This window comes from Pseudomonadota bacterium (assembly GCA_039193195.1).
Taxonomy (GTDB): domain Bacteria; phylum Pseudomonadota; class Gammaproteobacteria; order Steroidobacterales; family JBCBZW01; genus JBCBZW01.
In genome coordinates this window covers 41,526-59,103 of sequence record JBCCWS010000036.1, presented here as the reverse complement: position 1 = coordinate 59,103, position 17,578 = coordinate 41,526, and the positions used below count along the sequence as shown (strand labels likewise).

Sequence of the window (17,578 nt, the reverse complement as noted above, 5' to 3'; positions counted from 1 at the left end):
GCTGACCGGTTTCATGAGGTAGTCGATCGCCTCGGTCTCGAAGGCCTCGACGGCGCGGTCCCCGTAGGCAGTGAGGAAGACGATTAGAGGACCTTCGCGGTGCGTGCCGATGCGCCTGGCGACCTCGAGTCCCGTAAGCCCAGGCATGGCGATGTCCAGGAACACGAGGTCTGGGTTCAGGCGCTGTACGAGCTGGACGGTCTGCGTGCCGTTCTCGGCCTCGCCGACGATATGGGTGGCCGGGGCGAGGGACTCCAGGCGCTTGCGCAGTCCGAGGCGAGCGACTGCCTCATCGTCAGCGATCAAGGTACGAATTCGCTCGCTAGCAACCATATCGATCCTGTCTAGAGTGGGTCTGAACCGTGCGCTCGCGCGCTCCCCAAGAGTGGGACAGCTCGCTGACGGCGCGGTTCACCCGTGTCTCGCCAAGGCGCTCGCGCACCGCTAGCATGAGCGCTCAGGTGGCCGTCGACGCCACGTCTAGGCGAGTTTCCGATGTCGATTTCGAACGATCTCGATCCTGCGTCTTGGCTGGTGCACGGCGGCCGGGATGGCGGGCAGGGCGCAGCACTCAATGTGCCGATCACCCCCGCCTCGAATTTTGTTGATGCGCAGGGGGAAAGGACCTACTCGCGGGTCGAAGGCACTCGGGCCTGGGAGGCGCTGGAGGACGTGGTGGGGGGTCTGGAGGGTGGCCTGTCGGTCGCCTTTGCCTCGGGCATGGGGGCGATTGCGGCCGTGTTTAGCCTGTTGCCCAAGGACGCAAAGATCGCGATCCCCGCAGACTGCTACCGCGCGGTCAGCCAACTTGCCGAGGCTGGTGTGGTGGGAGCGGGCTGGCAGGTGCACACGCTGGACGGGGCAGACACCGTGGCCTGGGTCGCCGCCTGCGCCGAGATGGACCTCATCTGGCTGGAGTCCCCTTCCAATCCCCAGCTCGTCCTCAACGATCTGGTGCAAATCGGCGCAACACCGCGTCGAGCGGGCTCGCTGCTGGTGGTCGACAACACCTTCGCGACGCCGCTCCTACAGCGACCGCTGGCCCGCGGTGCCGACATCTCCGTGCAGTCGGCGACCAAGTACCTGGGCGGCCACTCGGACTTGCTCGGTGGTGTGGCGACTGCCAAATCCGACGCCTTGGCTGAGCGCCTTCGTCAGGCGCGTACCCTGCGCGGCGCGACGCCCGGCGCACTGGAGGTGTTCCTCACCCTGCGCGGCATGCGCACGCTCGCCGTACGCCTCGAGCGCTCACAGGCAAATGCGCTGCTGCTGGCGCAGCGGCTGCAGGCCCACGATGCCGTCAGCCGAGTGCGGTACCCGGGTTTGCCCTCCCATCCCCAGCACGCGTTGGCCAAGGCCCAGTTGGACGGTTTCGGTAGCATCGTGTCATTCGAACTGCACGGTGGCGCGGCCGCCGCCGATGCGGCCTGTCGGGCCGCGCGACTGATCACGCACGCAACGAGCCTAGGCGCCGTGGAGAGTACGATGGAACGGCGAGCCGCCGTGCCAGGACAGGGCGACTTGCCCCCTAGCCTGATCCGCTTAAGCGTCGGCATCGAGAACGGCGAGGACCTTTGGCGTGATCTGGCGCAGGCTTTGGCGGCTGGCGAGTCCGCGCGGACAGGCACGAGCTAGCTCGGCGGGGTATCGTCAGGCGGCGTCCGCGTCCGTGAGCGTAGGCCACGCAGCCACTCGCGCGGTCCTTGCAGACGTGGGCTTGCCTTCGGCAGCGGTGGTGTCACACCCGCTTTTGACGTAACGGCGAGGCGGTCATGCAGTTCATGCACCCAGTCGGCGAGCCTGCCTTGAGTGAGATCGGCCTTCGTACGCTCACAGTGCTCGTGTAGCTCTTCCGCGATTCGCTCGCGCTCGCTCGATGTGAGCAGGTTTTCCATCAGGGCGGCTTGCATGTCGATCGCTTGCTTGGCGCCCAGTTGGCGCAGGAGCAGGAGGCGATCGAACTCGTGGCGCAAGGGAAGCGTACACAGGGTGCGCATCGCCCGGTCTCGGCCGCGGTAGTCGTCCTCGCGCAGCAACTCTAAGTTGACCAGCTCCGCGCCGAGGAACCAGTTTGCATCGCGCCGGCGAAAGCCGCCGCCGTACACCATCGCCACCTCGAAGGCGATCACTCGGATCGCGTCACTTAGCAACTGCAGCACCTGGCGGTGGACCAGCTGCTCGGTGACCTTCTGAGCACCCTGAGCCGCGAGCTTCCCGGCCATCCAGCTCGCGCCTACCGCCACGGGGTTCGCGCCGAGGGCGAATCGCGCCACTTGCAGCACACTCAGGCCAACGTCGAGATAGGGCTTCACCTGCTTGTAGGTGCCGTAGTAGTCGGCGGCGCGGCGCAGGGTGCGATACATGGAGGCGGCGTTGTAGGACTTTAGATCCAGCGGTAGGGCGTCGACCACCAAGAGAAGGTGCAGGGCCGTGCTGCTGGCGGCCTTGGCCACCAGCTCGAGCTCCGTCTCCAGCAGGGGATGGCGCGCGTCTGGTTGGTAGAGGCGGGCGACCGTCTCGACGAACTCGCCCACATCCTTCCACACCAGCGACATGTCCAAGCTGCCCTCTTCGGCCGCGTAGCGATTGGCGAGGATATCCTCGAAGGCCTGCTGGCTGCGCCGCTCGATCAGCAGGAGTAGCTCGCGATCGTTGCGGACCAGGCGCTCGATCGCCTGCGGTGAGAGTTCCGAGTCGACGGCGTCCACGAAGCGCTCATGATCTGCAAGCTGCAGTACCCGCAGCCGGCGTGACAGGCGCTGCTCGCGAAGCTCCAGCCGGTCCGCCCGCTGGCGTAGCAGCGCTTCCTGTCGGGTGAGGGCAGCGCTACGTTCCTGCTCCGCGTTACGGGCCAATTCCTCGAGGGTTGCGGGCTGCCGCGCCCGGCGTGCAAAGGCGAAGTGCGCAGCGAGGGAGGCGAAGCTCAGGGCCAAGGCGCCGATGAGGGCTGCGAACACGGCTGGCTGGCCGGCTGGCGAGCTCAGCAGGGCCACGCACAGCAGAGCGACGGCCGCCAGGGAAGCGGCCGCGAACCAGAGGTGTGTGCGGGAGCTCATCACCCGCGAAGCGTGCCGTATCCGGCAGCCTATGGCCACCGGATACGGACGAATAGCGCTGAGCCCTACTCCTCGGCGACGCAGCCGTTGTTCATGAACACCCGCCAGCCCTCACAAAGGCCCATCACCATGTCGACGCAGCCATTGCCGTCGATATCGATGAAGGCGAAGTCGTGGGGATCGAGGCTGAAGTTGGCATTGTCCGGGAACTCGTTGTCGCGCAGACCGGAAGCACCGATATTCTCCCATAGGGTGAACTCGGTGGAGTCGCCGCAGTTGGCGATGTCTACGTCAATTGGTGCAAGACCCACGTCGAGGTCGCCATCGTTGTCCACGTCTGCAGCCTTGACGTTGCCACCGAACTGATTGGTTCGGCCGAAGGGCAAGGGACGTGTGTCGTACTCGATGGGACCGTCGGCGATCAACCCACGGGCCGTGACCAGCTCATCTCGCGAGTCTTTGACGATATAGACATCGAGGGCGCCATCTAGGTCGTGATCGTACACTGTGAACATGTACGGGTCCGTGTCGGCGATCTGCTGGTACGGCACCGTATCGAACTGGCCGTTGCCGTCGTTGAACAGGATGAACACGCCATGGGGGAAGACGGGATTGTCGAACAGCGCATTGAGCTTGACGATGTCCTGGTCGCCGTCGCCGTCCATGTCGTGGATCTCTGCGCTGGTGCCGAAGCTGATGCGTGCGTAGTCACCCAAACGGCTCTGCTCCAGATTGAAGTTGCCCGTGCCGTCGTTGATGAGAAGCAGGTCACGGGTGCCGGGCACCTCGTTATAGTTGGACAGGTAAAAGTCGACGAATCCATCGCCGGTAACATCGCCCGCGGCAACGGCGCAGATTTGAATCGTGTTGATGTCCGTCGGCACGTCGATGGTGGGCAGCCGGAACGACTCATCGGCCAGACCTCGCCAGCGGCCGTCTTCGCCGCGACCGAGGTTACGGTAGAGCTTCGGCGGTTCTTCGAAGGTATTGGCGATGAAGACGTCCGGCCAGTCATCGTTGTCCACATCGACGATAGTGACGTCTCGTGCGTCGGTGAAGTTAGTCAGAAAGCCCGGTGCGTAGCGCGCGGTCAGATCGATCAGGCGGCCACGAAAGTTCAGCAAGAGGAGGTCTTGGCGAGCGCCAGCGTTGGAGAACGGCTCCTTGCGCACGACCACCATATCGTCACGGCCATCGCGGTTGAGGTCGCCCACGGCGAAGTCCTTCTCCTGAGCATCGGTGGCGATCGTGCCCGTGCCGTCCGCGAAGGGACGTACGCGCAGGCGCGTGGCCGTCTCATCGCTAAAGCTCACCCACTGAGCGTGCACACCGGTGGTGGCCAGCAATAGCGCGCTCAGCGTGGCCAGCGCGGCGGGTCGAAGACGAGTGTTTGCGAGTGTCATGCAAGCTCCTTAGTGCTGCGTTTTTTTATATATGGCGGTTCGGCAACGTTCGGATGGGTTGTCGCCCGCATCGCCGGCCTCGGCGATGCCTCGATTCTCGTCTTTGGTACCGCCGATTTCTAGCGCTATGACAAGTCGAGTAGCGCACCGCACTGCACAAGGTGCGACTGATCGGGGGGGAAGTTGACTATGCATCGAACTCTCAAAGCTCACGAGCCGCGAACTAGAAGGTACTCGCAAGGTGATGTAGCAATAGTGCCGGGGTCGTCACACCTGTGCTCGGAACGCCGCAGTAGCGTGCTCTTAGTGTCTGCGCATCTGTTGCCGAGAGAATATGACAAGAGTGCTGCTTGTTGAGGACGATGAAGTCGATGCCCACTGGGTGCGTCGTGCATTGGCCTTGGGCCCGGAGCCGACGGAGCTGTTGCGGGCGGCGAGTGTCGCTGAGGCACGCGAACGGCTGCGTCACGCGACCTTCGATGTTCTGGTCGTGGACCTGACCCTGCCAGATGCCGCCCCCCGTGAAACGCTGCCCATGCTCTTGGCGGGCCACCAGGACCTGCCTGTGGTAGTACTGACGGGCTGTCTCGACGATGAGTTCGCCTCTGCGGCGGTAGCGACCGGTGTGCAGGACTACCTGATCAAGGGCGAGGCGGCGCCCGGCGCTCTTCGCCGTGCCCTCAGCTTTGCCGTGACCCGTTCGCAGCGCCATGCGCAGATGGCGGCGATGGCGATGAACGATGGCTTGACCGGCGTACCCAACCGCATGAGCTTCGAGCACCGGTTGGATACGATCCTCCTCGAGCGCAGCCCGACCGATGCATCCCTGCTGGGTGTCGCGCTAATCGACGTCGACGGCTTCAAGCCCATGAACGACTCGCGAGGCCATGCCTTCGGCGATAGTGTGCTGCAAGCCATCGCGGAGCACTTGGTGGCAAGCGTGCGCCGTACGGATACGGTCGCTCGCCTTGGGGGCGATGAGTTCGTCGTGATCTTGCGTGAGCTGATCGATCTCGACCACGCTCACCAGTGGATGAATCGCTTGTACGACTCCCTGCGCGATGGTCTCCTGGTCGACGGAGAGTCGGTGCCGGTTCAACTCTCGACAGGGCTGGCGCTCGCCCCGCTGCACGGGATGGAGCGGGGCGAACTCGTCGACGCCGCGGACAAGGCTATGTACGCCGCTAAGCGCGCGGGCCGTGGACGTTGGTTGCTCTCGGATGCGGTGCGCGTGCCAACATGTCTATCAGGTAGCGCCCACTAGGGCGCCAGCGCGAGGGTCGTCGCGGCGGGAATGTCGGTAGGCGACCAAGCGATGCCGTTTCGGATTATCTGAAAGCCAGCCCAATACGCTGGGTGCGCGTAGCGCTCTGCGGCGATGAGCTTGCGTTGCGCCGAGGTCAAGGCCCACCCAGGGTCGTTCCGGGCTGGCCCTTGGAGCGCTGCGTAGAAGGCGCTAAACAGCTGCGCCGTACCGTCGTCAGGCACAGGCCATAGGGACCCTGCGGCGTGGGCGGCGCCCGCGCGAAGAGCCACGCCAGCCAGCCCGATCGAAGAGCGTTCCACGCCCACCGCCGTGTCGCAGGCACTCAGCACTACTAAGGCCACTGGTTGCTGTTGGGCGGCAAGCCGTTGCAAGGGTGCAAAGAGCTCGGCGATGCCCAGTTGCTCGCCGTCTCCGGTCACCAGGTAGGACCGCTCCAAGGAGCCCGCGAAGGTACCGTGGGTGGCAAGGTGCACCACCTGTGGCTGTTTCCTACGCAGTGCTTGCGTGAAAGACAGTCGCGTGAACTGCTCGTCCCGGAGCACGCTTCGAGGCCCGCGCCAGGCAGCACCCACTCCGGCCAGCTCCTCAGGCACGAAGGGGAGGGCGCGTCGCTCGTCGCTGCCGAAGCGACTGACGCCGGCGAGCAGAGCACTCGGCGTGCCGCTCGCGGGCTGCCCAAGGCTTGCTGAGGGCGCCAGACGCTGCATGATCTCGACGGTCACCCGTTGCGCCAGCCATCGCTCACCGTCATGCAAGGCGCCGAAGGGCAGGGATCGCAGGGGTCCGTCGGGCACCACGATTAGCCGGCTAATTCGAGGATTCTCCGCGAGCAGCTCGTGCAAATCTCTGAAGGCCGTGCGGTAGAGGGCTTGGGAGGCCTCCCGACTCGCTGAACGTCTGGGGTCGCGCAGCTGCTCCCTCACGCTCGCCACCTGTTTGCGAAGTGCTTCGCGACCCAGCGGTATACTGCGCCCGCGCTGAATCCCTCGATCGGTTTGCATCAGCAGCTCCACGCGGTCGTCAAACACCACGGGGAACAGCACCGCGGTGTCGCTAGGCAGACGTAGGCGACGGGTGTCTGGCTGGGCGTCGGTACTACAGGCCTCGTCCAAGTAGTCGCGAATCTCCGCCGCGTGTAGGCGGTTGACGACCTCCCGCGCATCGAGCAGATGTTGCTGATAGAACTGGTCGTGTCCGCGCTCGGCCAGCGATAGCAAAAGGTCGGCGTACTCGAGGTAGACGGGAGCGATCTGCCTCCGAAAGTGGGCCTCTCGCGTCTGCGATCCTCGTGCGTCGCCTGCTGCCCGCGAGCTGAGGGTCATGGCACGTGCGTAAAATGCGAGCGCTTGGTCGGTCTCGCCACTCTCCCGACTCAGGCGCGCAACCTGCCGATACCAGCGGTAGGCATCGACCGTGTTCTCGCCAGCTGCCAAGGCACGATGGGCGAGCGTCATGGCGTCATCGAAGCGCTGATCTATCGCGTAGAGTTCGCTCAGTGTCCCCAGGCTCCAGGCGAGCAGATCCGCTCGGTCACTGATGCTCTGGGCCGTGGCATGCGCATCACGCAGGGCGGTCAGGGCGCTCAAGCGCGGCCAGCCAGCCTCCGCGCCGGGCAGGCCGGTTGCGCTCATCCAGGTCTGACCCACGTGCAGCATCAGCAGTGCTCGCTCGGCGCCCACGGCAAGTCGGCTAGCCAAGGACTGCGCCTCACGCAAGCGCTCTAGCGCTCGGTTGGGGTCACCGGCTAGCAGCCACGCGCGCGCCGCGTTGGCGCGCGCGCGCGCCAGAAGTGTCTCATCCTTTCGCCGTGCTGCTAAGCGAGCGGTCTCGTCGAAGGCTTTCGCTGCCGCTAGGTAATCGGCGCGCGCGTAGTCGACCACCGCTTTGGTGGCTAGGGTCTCGGGCGTCTTGGTCAGCTTGATCGCCCGATGAGCCAGGTGTTCGGCGTCGCGTAGGTCATCGGCGGCGAGGGCCGCGCGCACGGACCGGGTGCTGAGCGTGTCGGCGAGGACGAGGGATCGGCTGTGCGAGGGGGGCGATTCGGCGCTGGCGTTCAACGGCTCGGTGGCGTCCCGGCTCATGGCCAGCAGCACGCTCGCCGGAGACTCTGGCGAACCCGTATGGCGCACCCAGAGGGAGCCGGTGTGTGCTGATCGGCAGGCGCCGATTTGGGTGGAGGGGTCGATCGGCTCAGGCGCTTCGGTCACCGCGTCGATCTGCGTATTGGGGCTTTGCTCCCGCACCAGCACGGAGCCGCTCAAGCCGGCTCGATTGGATGCCGCCAAACGTGTGCCGCTGTCGCGAAGGACCGTGCCCGCCTCCACCAACACGTTACCTGCAGCACCGCCATCAGCGTTCGCGAGAAGCTGGGAGCCACTGATCACGACCGTCGAGAGATCGGGTTGTCCGCCCTGCACGACGATGCTGCCCGCCTGCTCATCGCCGGTTTGCGTCTCAGCGGAGAGTACGCTGTCGCGAATCACCGCCGGTGAAGAGGCGCCGAAACCGATCTGCAGACTTCCCCCGCCGGCCGCCCCGGAACTCGCCGTTACGGTGGCGTCGATCAAGCTTAAGGAGTCGTTCGCTTGCACCTGCACGTTGCCGCCGCTCCCGGCGCCGCGTGCCTGAGCACTGAGGACGCCGCCGGTGACACGAACGCTATCTCCGGCGAGCTGGATGCTGCCGGCGTCGCCCGAGCCCTCGGAGACAGTTGAGATGATCGCCTGCGATCCGTTCAGGTCGATCTGAGGCGCCGTGAGCGCGATGCTACCGGCGTTGCCGAGGCCCAGGCTGTTGCTGCTCACCTCGCCCCCGGTGAGGCGAATGCTCTCGTGCGCTCGAATGGCGATCTGACCGGCGTTACCGGTAGCGCTAGGTGCCGTGTCTTCCAGGAACCGCCCGGCGTCGGTGACGATTGCTGCGTCACCGGTCAAGGTCACGCGATCCGCGTCGACTCGGATGTCGCCGCCATCCGCATCGCCGAGGGCGGTGGCACTGATCAGCCCGCCATCGCCTATCTCCAGTGCACCTACCTCGATGACCAGGTCACCGCCCTGCCCCCCTAGGGCGTCCGAGGCGACGACAGCCTCCAAGGCGCCGAGCTGCGCCTGCAGCAGTCGTACCGCGCTCTCATCTTCATCGAAGGTATCGGCGGTGCCCTCCCCGAGCCCGGCCAGCCACTGGGTGAATAGTACTTCGTCGATGGGTGCGCCGGCGCCGGCGATACGCAATCGATCCGCGCGCAGCGTGAGTGTGCCGGCATCGCCACTGCCCAAAGAGTCAGCGCGGATGCTGCCGCCGTCCAGGATCTGGATGTCGGGCGCGATCACTTGGGTGTCGCCAACGCTGCCAAGGTCCGAGGCCAGTACCCCGATCAATGAACTCAATAGCGATGAGCTACCCCGCACGGTTACGCTCTCGGCGGCTTCGACGCGGACGTTGCCGCTGCGGCCGGTGCCGAGAGCGCCGGATTCGATGCGTCCTCCATCAGCGACGAGCAGGCTGATCGCCTGAACGCTGATATCGCCAGCCCGGGCACTGCTCTGGGTCTTGCTGACGATGCCCATGTTGAAGCCGCTGAGCGGAGCGCCATCGGGGATCGCGCCGGCCATCACCAGTGGCCCCTGCACGTCGATCTCGATTCGACCGCCGTCGCCGACGCCGCGCTCTCGCGCAACCGTCGGGCGGGCGAAGCTGGCGATCAGCGTTTGCGGTCCTAGGTGCATGCCTCCCTCGCCGATCAGGTAGCGCTGACTGCCGCCTTCGCCGCTGGCGGCACCCGCCAGGACGATGGCGGCGCGGTCGGTCATGGTGAACCGGTTGGTAAGGACCGTGAGGTTACCGCCGTTGCCCCCGCCCCGGGCGCCGCTGCCAATGGCGGCGAAGCGCTCCACGGGACCCTCCGGTGAATCAAGTTCGATCAACCCACCAAGGCTTATCTGATCGCGTGCCTCGAAGTGCATGTCGGCACCGTTCCCGGGCCCTAGGGTCAAGGACTGCACGGCGCCGGCGTCGAAGCTGATCAGTGGGGAGGAGAGGCGAATCGCATCGGCGTTGCTCGCGCTCCAGTTGAACGAGTTGACGTTCCCAAGGGTCGCGCTAGGCAGGCCGTTCAGTTCGATTGCACGGTTGGCCAGCAGCCAGAGCGGTCCGGGTGTGCGAGCGCGGCGGGCCGGAGGCGGTACCGTTCCGGTAAAGGGGCTCGCACCGGCCACCAGGGCGCCCTGATCGAAGGTGATTCGGTCGGCGAGGAGGAACGCGCCGCCGTCCACCTCGAGCACCGCCTCGACGCGGATGCTCCCCGATAGGGGGGCACCGTAGTCGTGCCACGCGGCAGGCGGTGCAGCGCTCAAGTTCGGTAGCGGGCCGCTCGCCGGGAGCGTCGAGCCGTCGCTGAAGGGGATGGCGTCGCCCGTACTCACGATGAGACTGCCGGGCACGCTGATGCGCGCTCGCTCTCCGAAGATCACGCCTGCGGGGTTAAGCAGGAAGAGGTTGGCGTCGTCTACGAGCAGGGACAGCTGACCGTCGATGCTGGTGACGTTCCCGCCCGTGACGCGCAGCAACACGTTGCTGATCGTGGATGAACCCGTGAGAAACAGCCCCTCCCCCTCGTCGATCTGAAGCTCCAGAAGCGAGTGGAATAGGTTGTCGCCTCGCCGCAAGCCCAGACTCTCATCGAGGATGAATTGCGGGCCGGTCAGCTGTCTGGGCAGTGAATTAGGTGTGGTGCTGCCATCGAGGATGGCGCTGCCCGCTAAACATATTGTTGATGCCGTGCCGGTGAGGCCTGCCAGCAGCGCTTGGGCGAGCCAGTAGCTTGGCTTGCGGGGGTGCTTCATCGTGCCGTCCTAATGCTCAGATGAATACCATCGTCCTGCAGAGTACCCTCTTCGGCGGTGGGCCGCGAAGATAGGGCCTGACCAGCGTAGAGGGAGACCGTGACCCTTGGGTGCTCCCAGCGCAAGCCCGCCCCGATACTCCACAGCGCATCTTCCTGCTCATCTCCTACGTCCCAAACCCGCCCTGCGTCGCTGAAGAACGCCAAGGCGAGGCGATGGGGGCCGCGCCTCAGTACGGGGATTTGCGCTTCGACGCCGGCGCTGATGCCGCTGTCGCGGATCAGTTGATTCTCCCGGTAGCCGCGCACGCTGTTGATGCCCCCAAGAGTGAACGCTTCGAGCCCGAAGAGTGGATCGCCAGCGAGCTGGAGTTCGCCGCGAACCGAGAGCAAGGTGCCGCGCCAGGGCAGGGTACGTGCCCACTGAGTCTGCCCGCGCCAAGCGAGGAAGTTGCCGTCCGGCGCGCCGTTCTGGGTGCGATCGGTGGCCTCGAGTAGCCCCGTGCCGACGCTGAAGGTAGAGCGCCAGGCGATCGCCTGGCGGGCGGAGCGGCGCAGCCAAGACTGTGATGCCCGCACGATGCTCAGGCGGTAGGCGCCGTCGTCCCCTCCGTCCGTGAAGGCGAAGGGATCGCCGAACACGAACGCACTGCTGGAACGCTGCACGAGGGCGAAGCCCAACAGTAGAGATCGGTTTGGTGATGCCCCTTGCACGGGGACGTCGAGGCGCAGCTCAAAGGTGCTCGTTCGACCGGTGAGATCGAGTGCATCGAATGGCGCTTCGACTACCTCACTCCAGCCCCCTCGTGCCGCGAGTACGAGTCGCGACCGCCCGCCTAGGACGGGACGACTATAGGTGCCCTCGGCCGTAAACAGTCCTTCAGAGGCGCTCACGGTGGCGGACAGCGCGTCTCCGCGGCCGGTCAGATTTAGGTGCTCGACGGTGGCGCCGCCGAGCAGTCCGCCCAAGGACGGCGATACGGTGTTGCCGAGCTCGCCCGAGAGGCGCCAGGGCGTTGTTTCCCAGACTAGAAGATCGAGCTTGGCGTCGCCGCCCGTTCCCGGTGTCAGGGCCGCATCCAGACGTTGTACCCGCTCATCGCCTTGCAGGCTGGTTAAGGCCGTGCGCAGCGTATTGATGTTCAGGGCGCCGTCCTCGGGACCCGGCAGTCGCGCGCGCACGTACTCGGGGCGTAGTCGGCCGCTCGCAGCGAGTGGCGCGCAGGCTCCGTCGCGAAGGGGCGCAGGCGCTGAAGGTCTCAGCACTCGGATGCAGGACTCGTCCTCGAGGTTTCCCTCGCGCACCCGTACGCGCAGCAACCCCTCGGTCGCCGATGAACTGATCAGGGTCACCCGCGTCGCTAGGTATCCAGCCGTCTGGTAGTGCGCGGCAATCTGGTCGCGCAGCGTAATGAGATCCGATTCGCCAAGTGACCTAGATAGGTAGGGGCGAACGACATCTCGCAGTTCGGCGTCGTTGAACGCGAAGTTGCCCTCGAAGACGATGCGCTCAACGACCACGAGCGATGCCTGGGTGTCGGTGATGCCGATCGTGGGCAAGGGCGGCAGCACGCTATCGCCGAGCGCGGGGGGCGAATCGAGGAGCGGGCTTGGAATGGGCAGCGGGGAGATCCCCCCGGGGTTCGCATTCGGTGAGTCGTTCGTTGCTGGACGCGCCGGCAGCGTGAGCAGTGTGGTCAGGACAAAGACCATCGCGCTGAGGCGGAGACCGTGCGCCGGGGCGCGTCGCTTGACCGATCCCTGGTGGCGCATGAACGTGCCTAGTACCCGTAGCTAGTAAGATGAAGACTGCGCTTAGCGCCCTGCCGTTCCGCCGCTTCGAGGAGGGCATCTAAGCCGAGGCGCCCCGGCGAGTCGAAGGGGACTGCCTGCAGGGCCGCGACGCGCTGCAGCGCCTGGGGCACCTCTTCAAAGGCGACGACCACTAGAAACTCCAAGCCGAAGGGGGCGGCGATAGTGATCGCCTCTTCATGGAAGGTTCGCGGTAGGCGCAGGGGGCGGCTTTGTTCGTAGCGCTCGTTCACATCTTCTCGGGACCTGGGGTAGATCAGGTTGATGTCGCCGAGAGGATCGATATTGAACACGGCCAAGTGCGCGGGGCGGGTGGGGAAGACCTCTAGCTGAATGTGATCGCGGAGCATGGCGTAGCTACGATCCGGGCGCAGTTCGAGGCGCACGTCCGCGGCTCCTGGTGCCACGCTCGCGTGCGTGATGCGATTTGCCCAGGCGTAGCGCGTTAGGCGATCTACCAGCGCGGTGGGATCGGCCACAGAGATCTCCGCGAGCAGCAGGTTGTCACCCGTACGCAGTTGCGCGTGCTCATCGCGCACCAACACCAGCACATCCGCCGACTGGTCGGCGCGGAGTACGAGATGATCCTCCGCTCCCAGGGCGCGCACTAGGGGCGTGATGTCCTGTTCTGCTCCGGCGACCCACACGCTGAGTGCTTCAGCGGGCCTCGCAGCCACCCGATCACTAATGACTCGCGTGGACTCGAACACCACGCGGTCCTCGATGCGACCCGCCGATTGGTTCGGTAGGGGACGTCGCTGGGGCATGTGGCGATAGCGCCGCGCGCTCATGAAGCTGCGCACTGCGTTGTAGAGTTCGCTGTAGGAGATCGCCCCGTTGCCGTCCTCGTCTGCGACCTGCTCGAGCGTGAGGTAGCGAAGCAGGGCGTCGGTGAACGCCCCGTGGGGACGGGCGTCGAGTGTGGGAAAGCGCGAGAGCATCGCCCGGCCGATGTCCGTCGCCTCCTCGAAGGCGCTGGCAGCACCGATGAAAATGGTTCGTTCGTAAGCGAACGCTTGTAAGGGCGTACTGGAGGCAGCGATGACACGCGCGCGGCGCTCCGCGCGAAGGATGGGCGCGGCGCCAGCAAGGCGGATGTAGCGACTCGGCAGTCCAGGGTCCAGTGCTTGATCATCATTGCGCAGGACGCTCTCGGCGAAGCAGCTGTCGATCAGTACGGCGAGGTAGCGACCGCCCTGATCCAAGGCTTGGAAGCGCGGTCTGAGGTCGCGGTCACCGAGAATCAGGCGCGAAAGTTGCTCGTCGATGCTCCCTCGCGGCACGAAGTCGACCGGGACCAGAGCGCCCGAGTCATCGGGCAAGGAAATGCCCGATGTCAAATCGTAGTCGCTCGTGCCATGACCGCTGTAGTAGACGAGGACGTGATCACCCGGGGCGGAGCGTGTGCGCAGTGCATCCAGTTCATCGATGATGCGAGCGCGTGTGGCCTGACCATCGGCTAGGGTGATGACGTCCTCTGGACGGAAGTCCCAGAGGTCTACCAGCACGTCGCGCATGGCACGCAGATCCTCCCGTGGCCCTTCCAGATCACGGGTAGCGGGGTAGTCGGAAATCCCGATCAACAGGGCGATGCGCCGTACGGAACTCCCACTTGGGGCCGCCTTTGCGTGGGGCGTCACCGCATCGTAGCGGAGCGGCTCTGAGAACGCCCAGGCGGGGTACAAGCTGATCGTGATCGTTAGGAGAGCGAGGGCGAAGGAGCGCACGGCGGCATCCGTCAAAGAACAAGGGTGCTGAGTAACGGTGGGACGCCGCGGCACACGGTGGCCGGTTCGTCGGCGACCGCGCGTGCGCTCCAGTTCTGAAACAGGCGCGCATAGCCCTCGTCTGGCGTTATCCTCGCGCTGCGCTCAGCGATGCCTTCTAGGGTGGTGATGGCATCCTGCCAGAACGCCTCGCCCATCCACACATTGCGGCCGCCCTGGGCGCTGGGTACCTCATCGCTGCGTAGGGGCTCGCAGGCGAAGTGCATCAGTACGGCCCATCGGCCGACCGCCTGATGGAACTGCGCTATCCGCCGGCACTCCCGCGCGGAGACTTCTTCGCACGCGAGGGATGGGGCCGGCGTATCGCGGCGTATAGAAGCCCATCGCTCGTCTAGGGGATCGGTCGCGGTGTCCAGCCCTTGGGCGACGCCTTTTGTGAGTGCCGAGCGCGCGATACGAGTGCGTGCCGTATCGGGAAGTCCTAGGCCGCGGGCGGCGTAGCCTTTGCGCCAGATCCAGCCGGTTGCCGAGGGGCGGTATCGACCGTCGACAACGGCCTCGCGTAGCGCGTCGTAGGGCGCGTCCATCGTGCGAACCCAATCAGGCCCACCGAGCTGCAAAGTGAGGGTGAGCAGTACGGCGGCAGCCGCTACGCCAACGCCGCCTAGCAGCGTGATAAGGCCGCGGCTTGGTCTCAGCGGAATCGGTGAGGGCTCAACCAACAGGTCTGACACTTCGGCTAGATGCAGCAGGCTACGGTAGCACCGCGGACAGTGAGCGATGTGGCGCCGAACCTGTGCCGCCTGCGCCGGGGGTAGGGAGCCGTCGAATAGGGCGGCCAGGTGGGTGTCGGGTGGGCAGGGAGAGGTCGAGCCTCGCTGCGCCCTCGACCATAAGGCGCCGAGCAGCCCGATTAGGCGCTGGCGTGGTGAAGGCGATGTCGAGTTCATGAGGTGCTCCACATGGCGTCTTGACCTTCAGGTGTCGAACGCTTGGACAAAATTGCCCAGGCGATCGTGTAGCTTGGCGAGGGCTCGGCGATAAGCTCGCCGTACCCTGTGCTCGGGCAGAGCGATCGAGCGGCCGATCGCCGCGAACCCCAATCGCTCCAAAAAGTGCAGTCGCAGGATGAGCAGTTCCTCATCTCCCAGGCCGAACTGATCGCGGCCCTGCTCGCGCAGCGCGCTGTCAAGGGGGGCAGCGCCTTCGGCGTGCGCCGCCAGAGATGCTGTGTCCTCGTCCACGGCGAGAAGTGCGGAGAGGGCGCGTAGCACCGAGTCGTCCTCCTCGCGGGTCACGCCTAGGAGTACATCTTCTTCCTCCGCGAGGCCCTGCAGGACGTCCGGCGAGACAGAGTCCGTGGCCAGATCCCCTCGCACTTCACCACAGGTTGGGATGCGCGCCTTGATCTCGCGCATGATGGCTTGCAGCTGCTGCACGTTGGCGGGCCCACCGCGCCCATAGCGTTGGATGATCGCATCAGGGTCGGCGCGCTCGAAGCACAGCATGCGGTGCACGGCAAGCCAGAGCTCGCCGGCGCGGGCAAGCCACGCGGGAGGGCGGGCGCGCCCTTCTGTTTTGCGAGAGTAGTCCTCGAGCAGGCGTTTGAAGATCACCGTCAGGTAGGTGCCCGGTCGGCTAACGCCGTCGTAGGCCTGGAGCAGGCGCCAACCGTCGGCGGAGATCTTGTCAAGCGCGTAATTGAAAGCGGCCTCTCCCTTACTCGAGCCTGCGAAGCGTCGATCGGCGATGCGCGTGAGCTGCTCGACCCGCTGCCCGTCGGGGTCGAACACAAACGCTTGCCAGTCGAAGCTAGACGTGGACGGATCGGAGTGGCTCATTGCCGCTTCCTGCGCTGAGCGTTGGCGGCATTACCTGGCCGCCAGCCTGAACTGCATAGGTCCCGGGAAGCCGTACCCCATCCGTTCGCGGGTGAGGTACGGACCGGACTAACGGAACCGACATTGATGCCTGGCGGCGTGAACGTCTGGCGCCGAGGCACTAATGGTGCACGAAGCCGCCGCTAAGTGCGGCTTCGACTTACGAGCGCGGTCGAGCAGATCAGGAGCAGGAGAGAAAAATGAACAGTCTACGAGGCGCCCACTACGCGGGCTGTCGCTTCTTCGTCGTCGTTATCGTTCATTGTGCGCGTGAGCTGCTCAAGGGAGCCGCGCAGCGTCAAGAAAGCCTCTTCACTGAGGCCGGTCTGGCACTCGACGGCGTGCTGGATGGCGGCAACCTCGTCCTGGAGGGACTGGCCCTGGGCGGTGAGGACGATGCTAATACGCCGCTCGTCGGTGCTGCTGCGATCCCGTCGCAGTAAGCCCATCTTCTCCAACCGCTTGATGACGGGTGTCAGGCTCGCAGAATCCAGGCTCAGTCGTTCCGCCAGGGACTTCAACGCCACTCCATCTCGTTCCCAGAGTGCTAGTAGCACGAGGTATTGGGTGTATGTGAGCCCCACGTCTGCGAGGCGTCGGCGGTAGGCGCGCACCACGGAATTGGTGGCCGTGTAGAGCGCGAAGCAGAGCTGGTGGCTGAGCAGTAGGTTGTTATGTCGTGGCATGGGGGACACTGGGCCTTCGTTTTGTCACAAGGTGCGTTGCAGCAAACTGTGGGGGTCGGTGAAGCGAGGAGGCCAACCCCACGGGGCCTTTGACCGCGATGGTTCCACTGGGTTCGCTCACTTAACCAATGCTCACCATTGTCGCATATGCCAAGCGGTGAATCGGTCGCTCGGCGACCCTGCCTGGTGTTCGTTCTTGGGGCAGGGCTACTATCGTTGCTCAGGAAGCCCGACGAGATCATGGACGATACACATGAAGCGTACATCGTGTCTGCTCAGCCTCGTGCTGTGCGCCAGCGCCCAGGCGGCCCTGGTCTCGCAGGACAGCCTCTACGGGCGTGATTCGGTCACCCTGGACACCGACACGGGTTTGCTCTGGTTGGATTGGTCCCAGACGGTCGGTTTGAGCGCTGAGGCGGTCGCCGCCGAGCTAGGTAACGGGGGTTTGTACGCGGGATTTCGGTTTGCCACCAACGTCGAGGTGGGTGAACTGTGGGACAACGGCGGCATCGTCGACCTGACGGCGGAAGGTCCGATCGACATCGCCCTGGACTTCACCACGGACAACTTCGCCCCAGCCGCGGCGCTGATTTCCCTACTCGGCGCCACTGACCCGCGTGGGATTTTGACCGAAGGACTTATCGCTGACGCCGGCAACAACCCGGGGACGCGCACGGTCGCCGAGTTGCAGCTGTGCACGGGAGGGCCATGCGTCAACGTGTTTGGCGCACCGCCGAACTCCGCCCTCGCTTCCCTCGGGCCGAACGATCAACCCGCGGACGCGGGCAGCATCATCATCGGTGCGGCGTTGGTGCGAGATACGGCGGTCGTTCCGCTGCCCGGAGCTTTGTGGTGGAGCCTGAGCGCGCTGGCGGCGCTCGGATGTCGCTGTCGCCGGCAGTGAGGG

At 65.3% G+C, this 17,578-nt stretch carries 12 protein-coding genes; 3 read left to right on the top strand and 9 right to left on the bottom strand.

Annotated features, from left to right (window positions below; translation table 11 throughout):
* The coding region (locus tag AAGA68_21070) for a response regulator (protein ID MEM9387558.1) at positions 1-333 on the bottom strand (333 nt) is incomplete at its 3' end.
* 162 nt (positions 334-495) lie between these two features.
* On the opposite strand from AAGA68_21070, the gene AAGA68_21065 reads away from it, so the two are divergent.
* Positions 496-1,635 carry a PLP-dependent transferase gene (locus AAGA68_21065; protein ID MEM9387557.1) on the top strand — a complete coding sequence of 380 codons (1,140 nt, stop codon included), beginning with the start codon at positions 496-498 and terminating at the stop codon, positions 1,633-1,635.
* Here the strand turns inward: AAGA68_21065 and AAGA68_21060 are convergent.
* Both AAGA68_21060 and AAGA68_21055 read right to left on the bottom strand, forming a co-directional pair.
* A complete protein-coding gene (locus AAGA68_21060; protein ID MEM9387556.1) occupies positions 1,632-3,056 on the bottom strand; it encodes a hypothetical protein in 1,425 nt (474 codons plus the stop codon). The two genes, AAGA68_21065 and AAGA68_21060, sit on opposite strands and share 4 nt — an antisense overlap.
* 65 nt (positions 3,057-3,121) lie before the next feature.
* Entirely contained in the window at positions 3,122-4,459 is a 1,338-nt protein-coding gene (locus AAGA68_21055) for a VCBS repeat-containing protein (GenBank protein ID MEM9387555.1), read from the bottom strand.
* Between the two features lie 334 nt (positions 4,460-4,793).
* Between AAGA68_21055 and AAGA68_21050 the strand changes: the two genes are divergently transcribed.
* Entirely contained in the window at positions 4,794-5,723 is a 930-nt protein-coding gene (locus AAGA68_21050; protein MEM9387554.1) for a GGDEF domain-containing response regulator, read from the top strand.
* Here the strand turns inward: AAGA68_21050 and AAGA68_21045 are convergent.
* The 6 genes from AAGA68_21045 to AAGA68_21020 form a co-directional block, all read right to left on the bottom strand.
* Positions 5,720-10,567, bottom strand: a complete 4,848-nt coding sequence (locus AAGA68_21045; GenBank protein MEM9387553.1) for a CHAT domain-containing protein — start codon at positions 10,565-10,567, stop codon at positions 5,720-5,722. The genes AAGA68_21050 and AAGA68_21045 overlap by 4 nt on opposite strands.
* Complete coding sequence (locus AAGA68_21040) at positions 10,564-12,339, bottom strand: ShlB/FhaC/HecB family hemolysin secretion/activation protein (GenBank protein MEM9387552.1); 1,776 nt, start codon at positions 12,337-12,339, stop codon at positions 10,564-10,566. The genes AAGA68_21045 and AAGA68_21040 overlap by 4 nt, the downstream gene beginning before the upstream one ends.
* An 8-nt stretch (positions 12,340-12,347) precedes the next feature.
* Positions 12,348-14,105 carry a caspase family protein gene (locus AAGA68_21035; protein MEM9387551.1) on the bottom strand — a complete coding sequence of 586 codons (1,758 nt, stop codon included), beginning with the start codon at positions 14,103-14,105 and terminating at the stop codon, positions 12,348-12,350.
* 11 nt (positions 14,106-14,116) lie between these two features.
* The gene (locus AAGA68_21030) at positions 14,117-15,055 is read right to left on the bottom strand and encodes a zf-HC2 domain-containing protein (GenBank protein MEM9387550.1); all 939 of its coding nucleotides are present in this window, start codon (positions 15,053-15,055) and stop codon (positions 14,117-14,119) included.
* 27 nt (positions 15,056-15,082) lie between these two features.
* Entirely contained in the window at positions 15,083-15,946 is an 864-nt protein-coding gene (locus tag AAGA68_21025) for a sigma factor-like helix-turn-helix DNA-binding protein (GenBank protein ID MEM9387549.1), read from the bottom strand.
* A 248-nt stretch (positions 15,947-16,194) separates the two neighbouring features.
* A complete protein-coding gene (locus AAGA68_21020) occupies positions 16,195-16,671 on the bottom strand; it encodes a MarR family transcriptional regulator (GenBank protein MEM9387548.1) in 477 nt (158 codons plus the stop codon).
* 253 nt (positions 16,672-16,924) lie between these two features.
* Here AAGA68_21020 and AAGA68_21015 point away from each other — a divergent pair, with 253 nt between their 5' ends.
* Positions 16,925-17,575, top strand: a complete 651-nt coding sequence (locus tag AAGA68_21015) for a hypothetical protein (GenBank protein ID MEM9387547.1) — start codon at positions 16,925-16,927, stop codon at positions 17,573-17,575.
* Positions 17,576-17,578 lie beyond the last annotated feature (3 nt).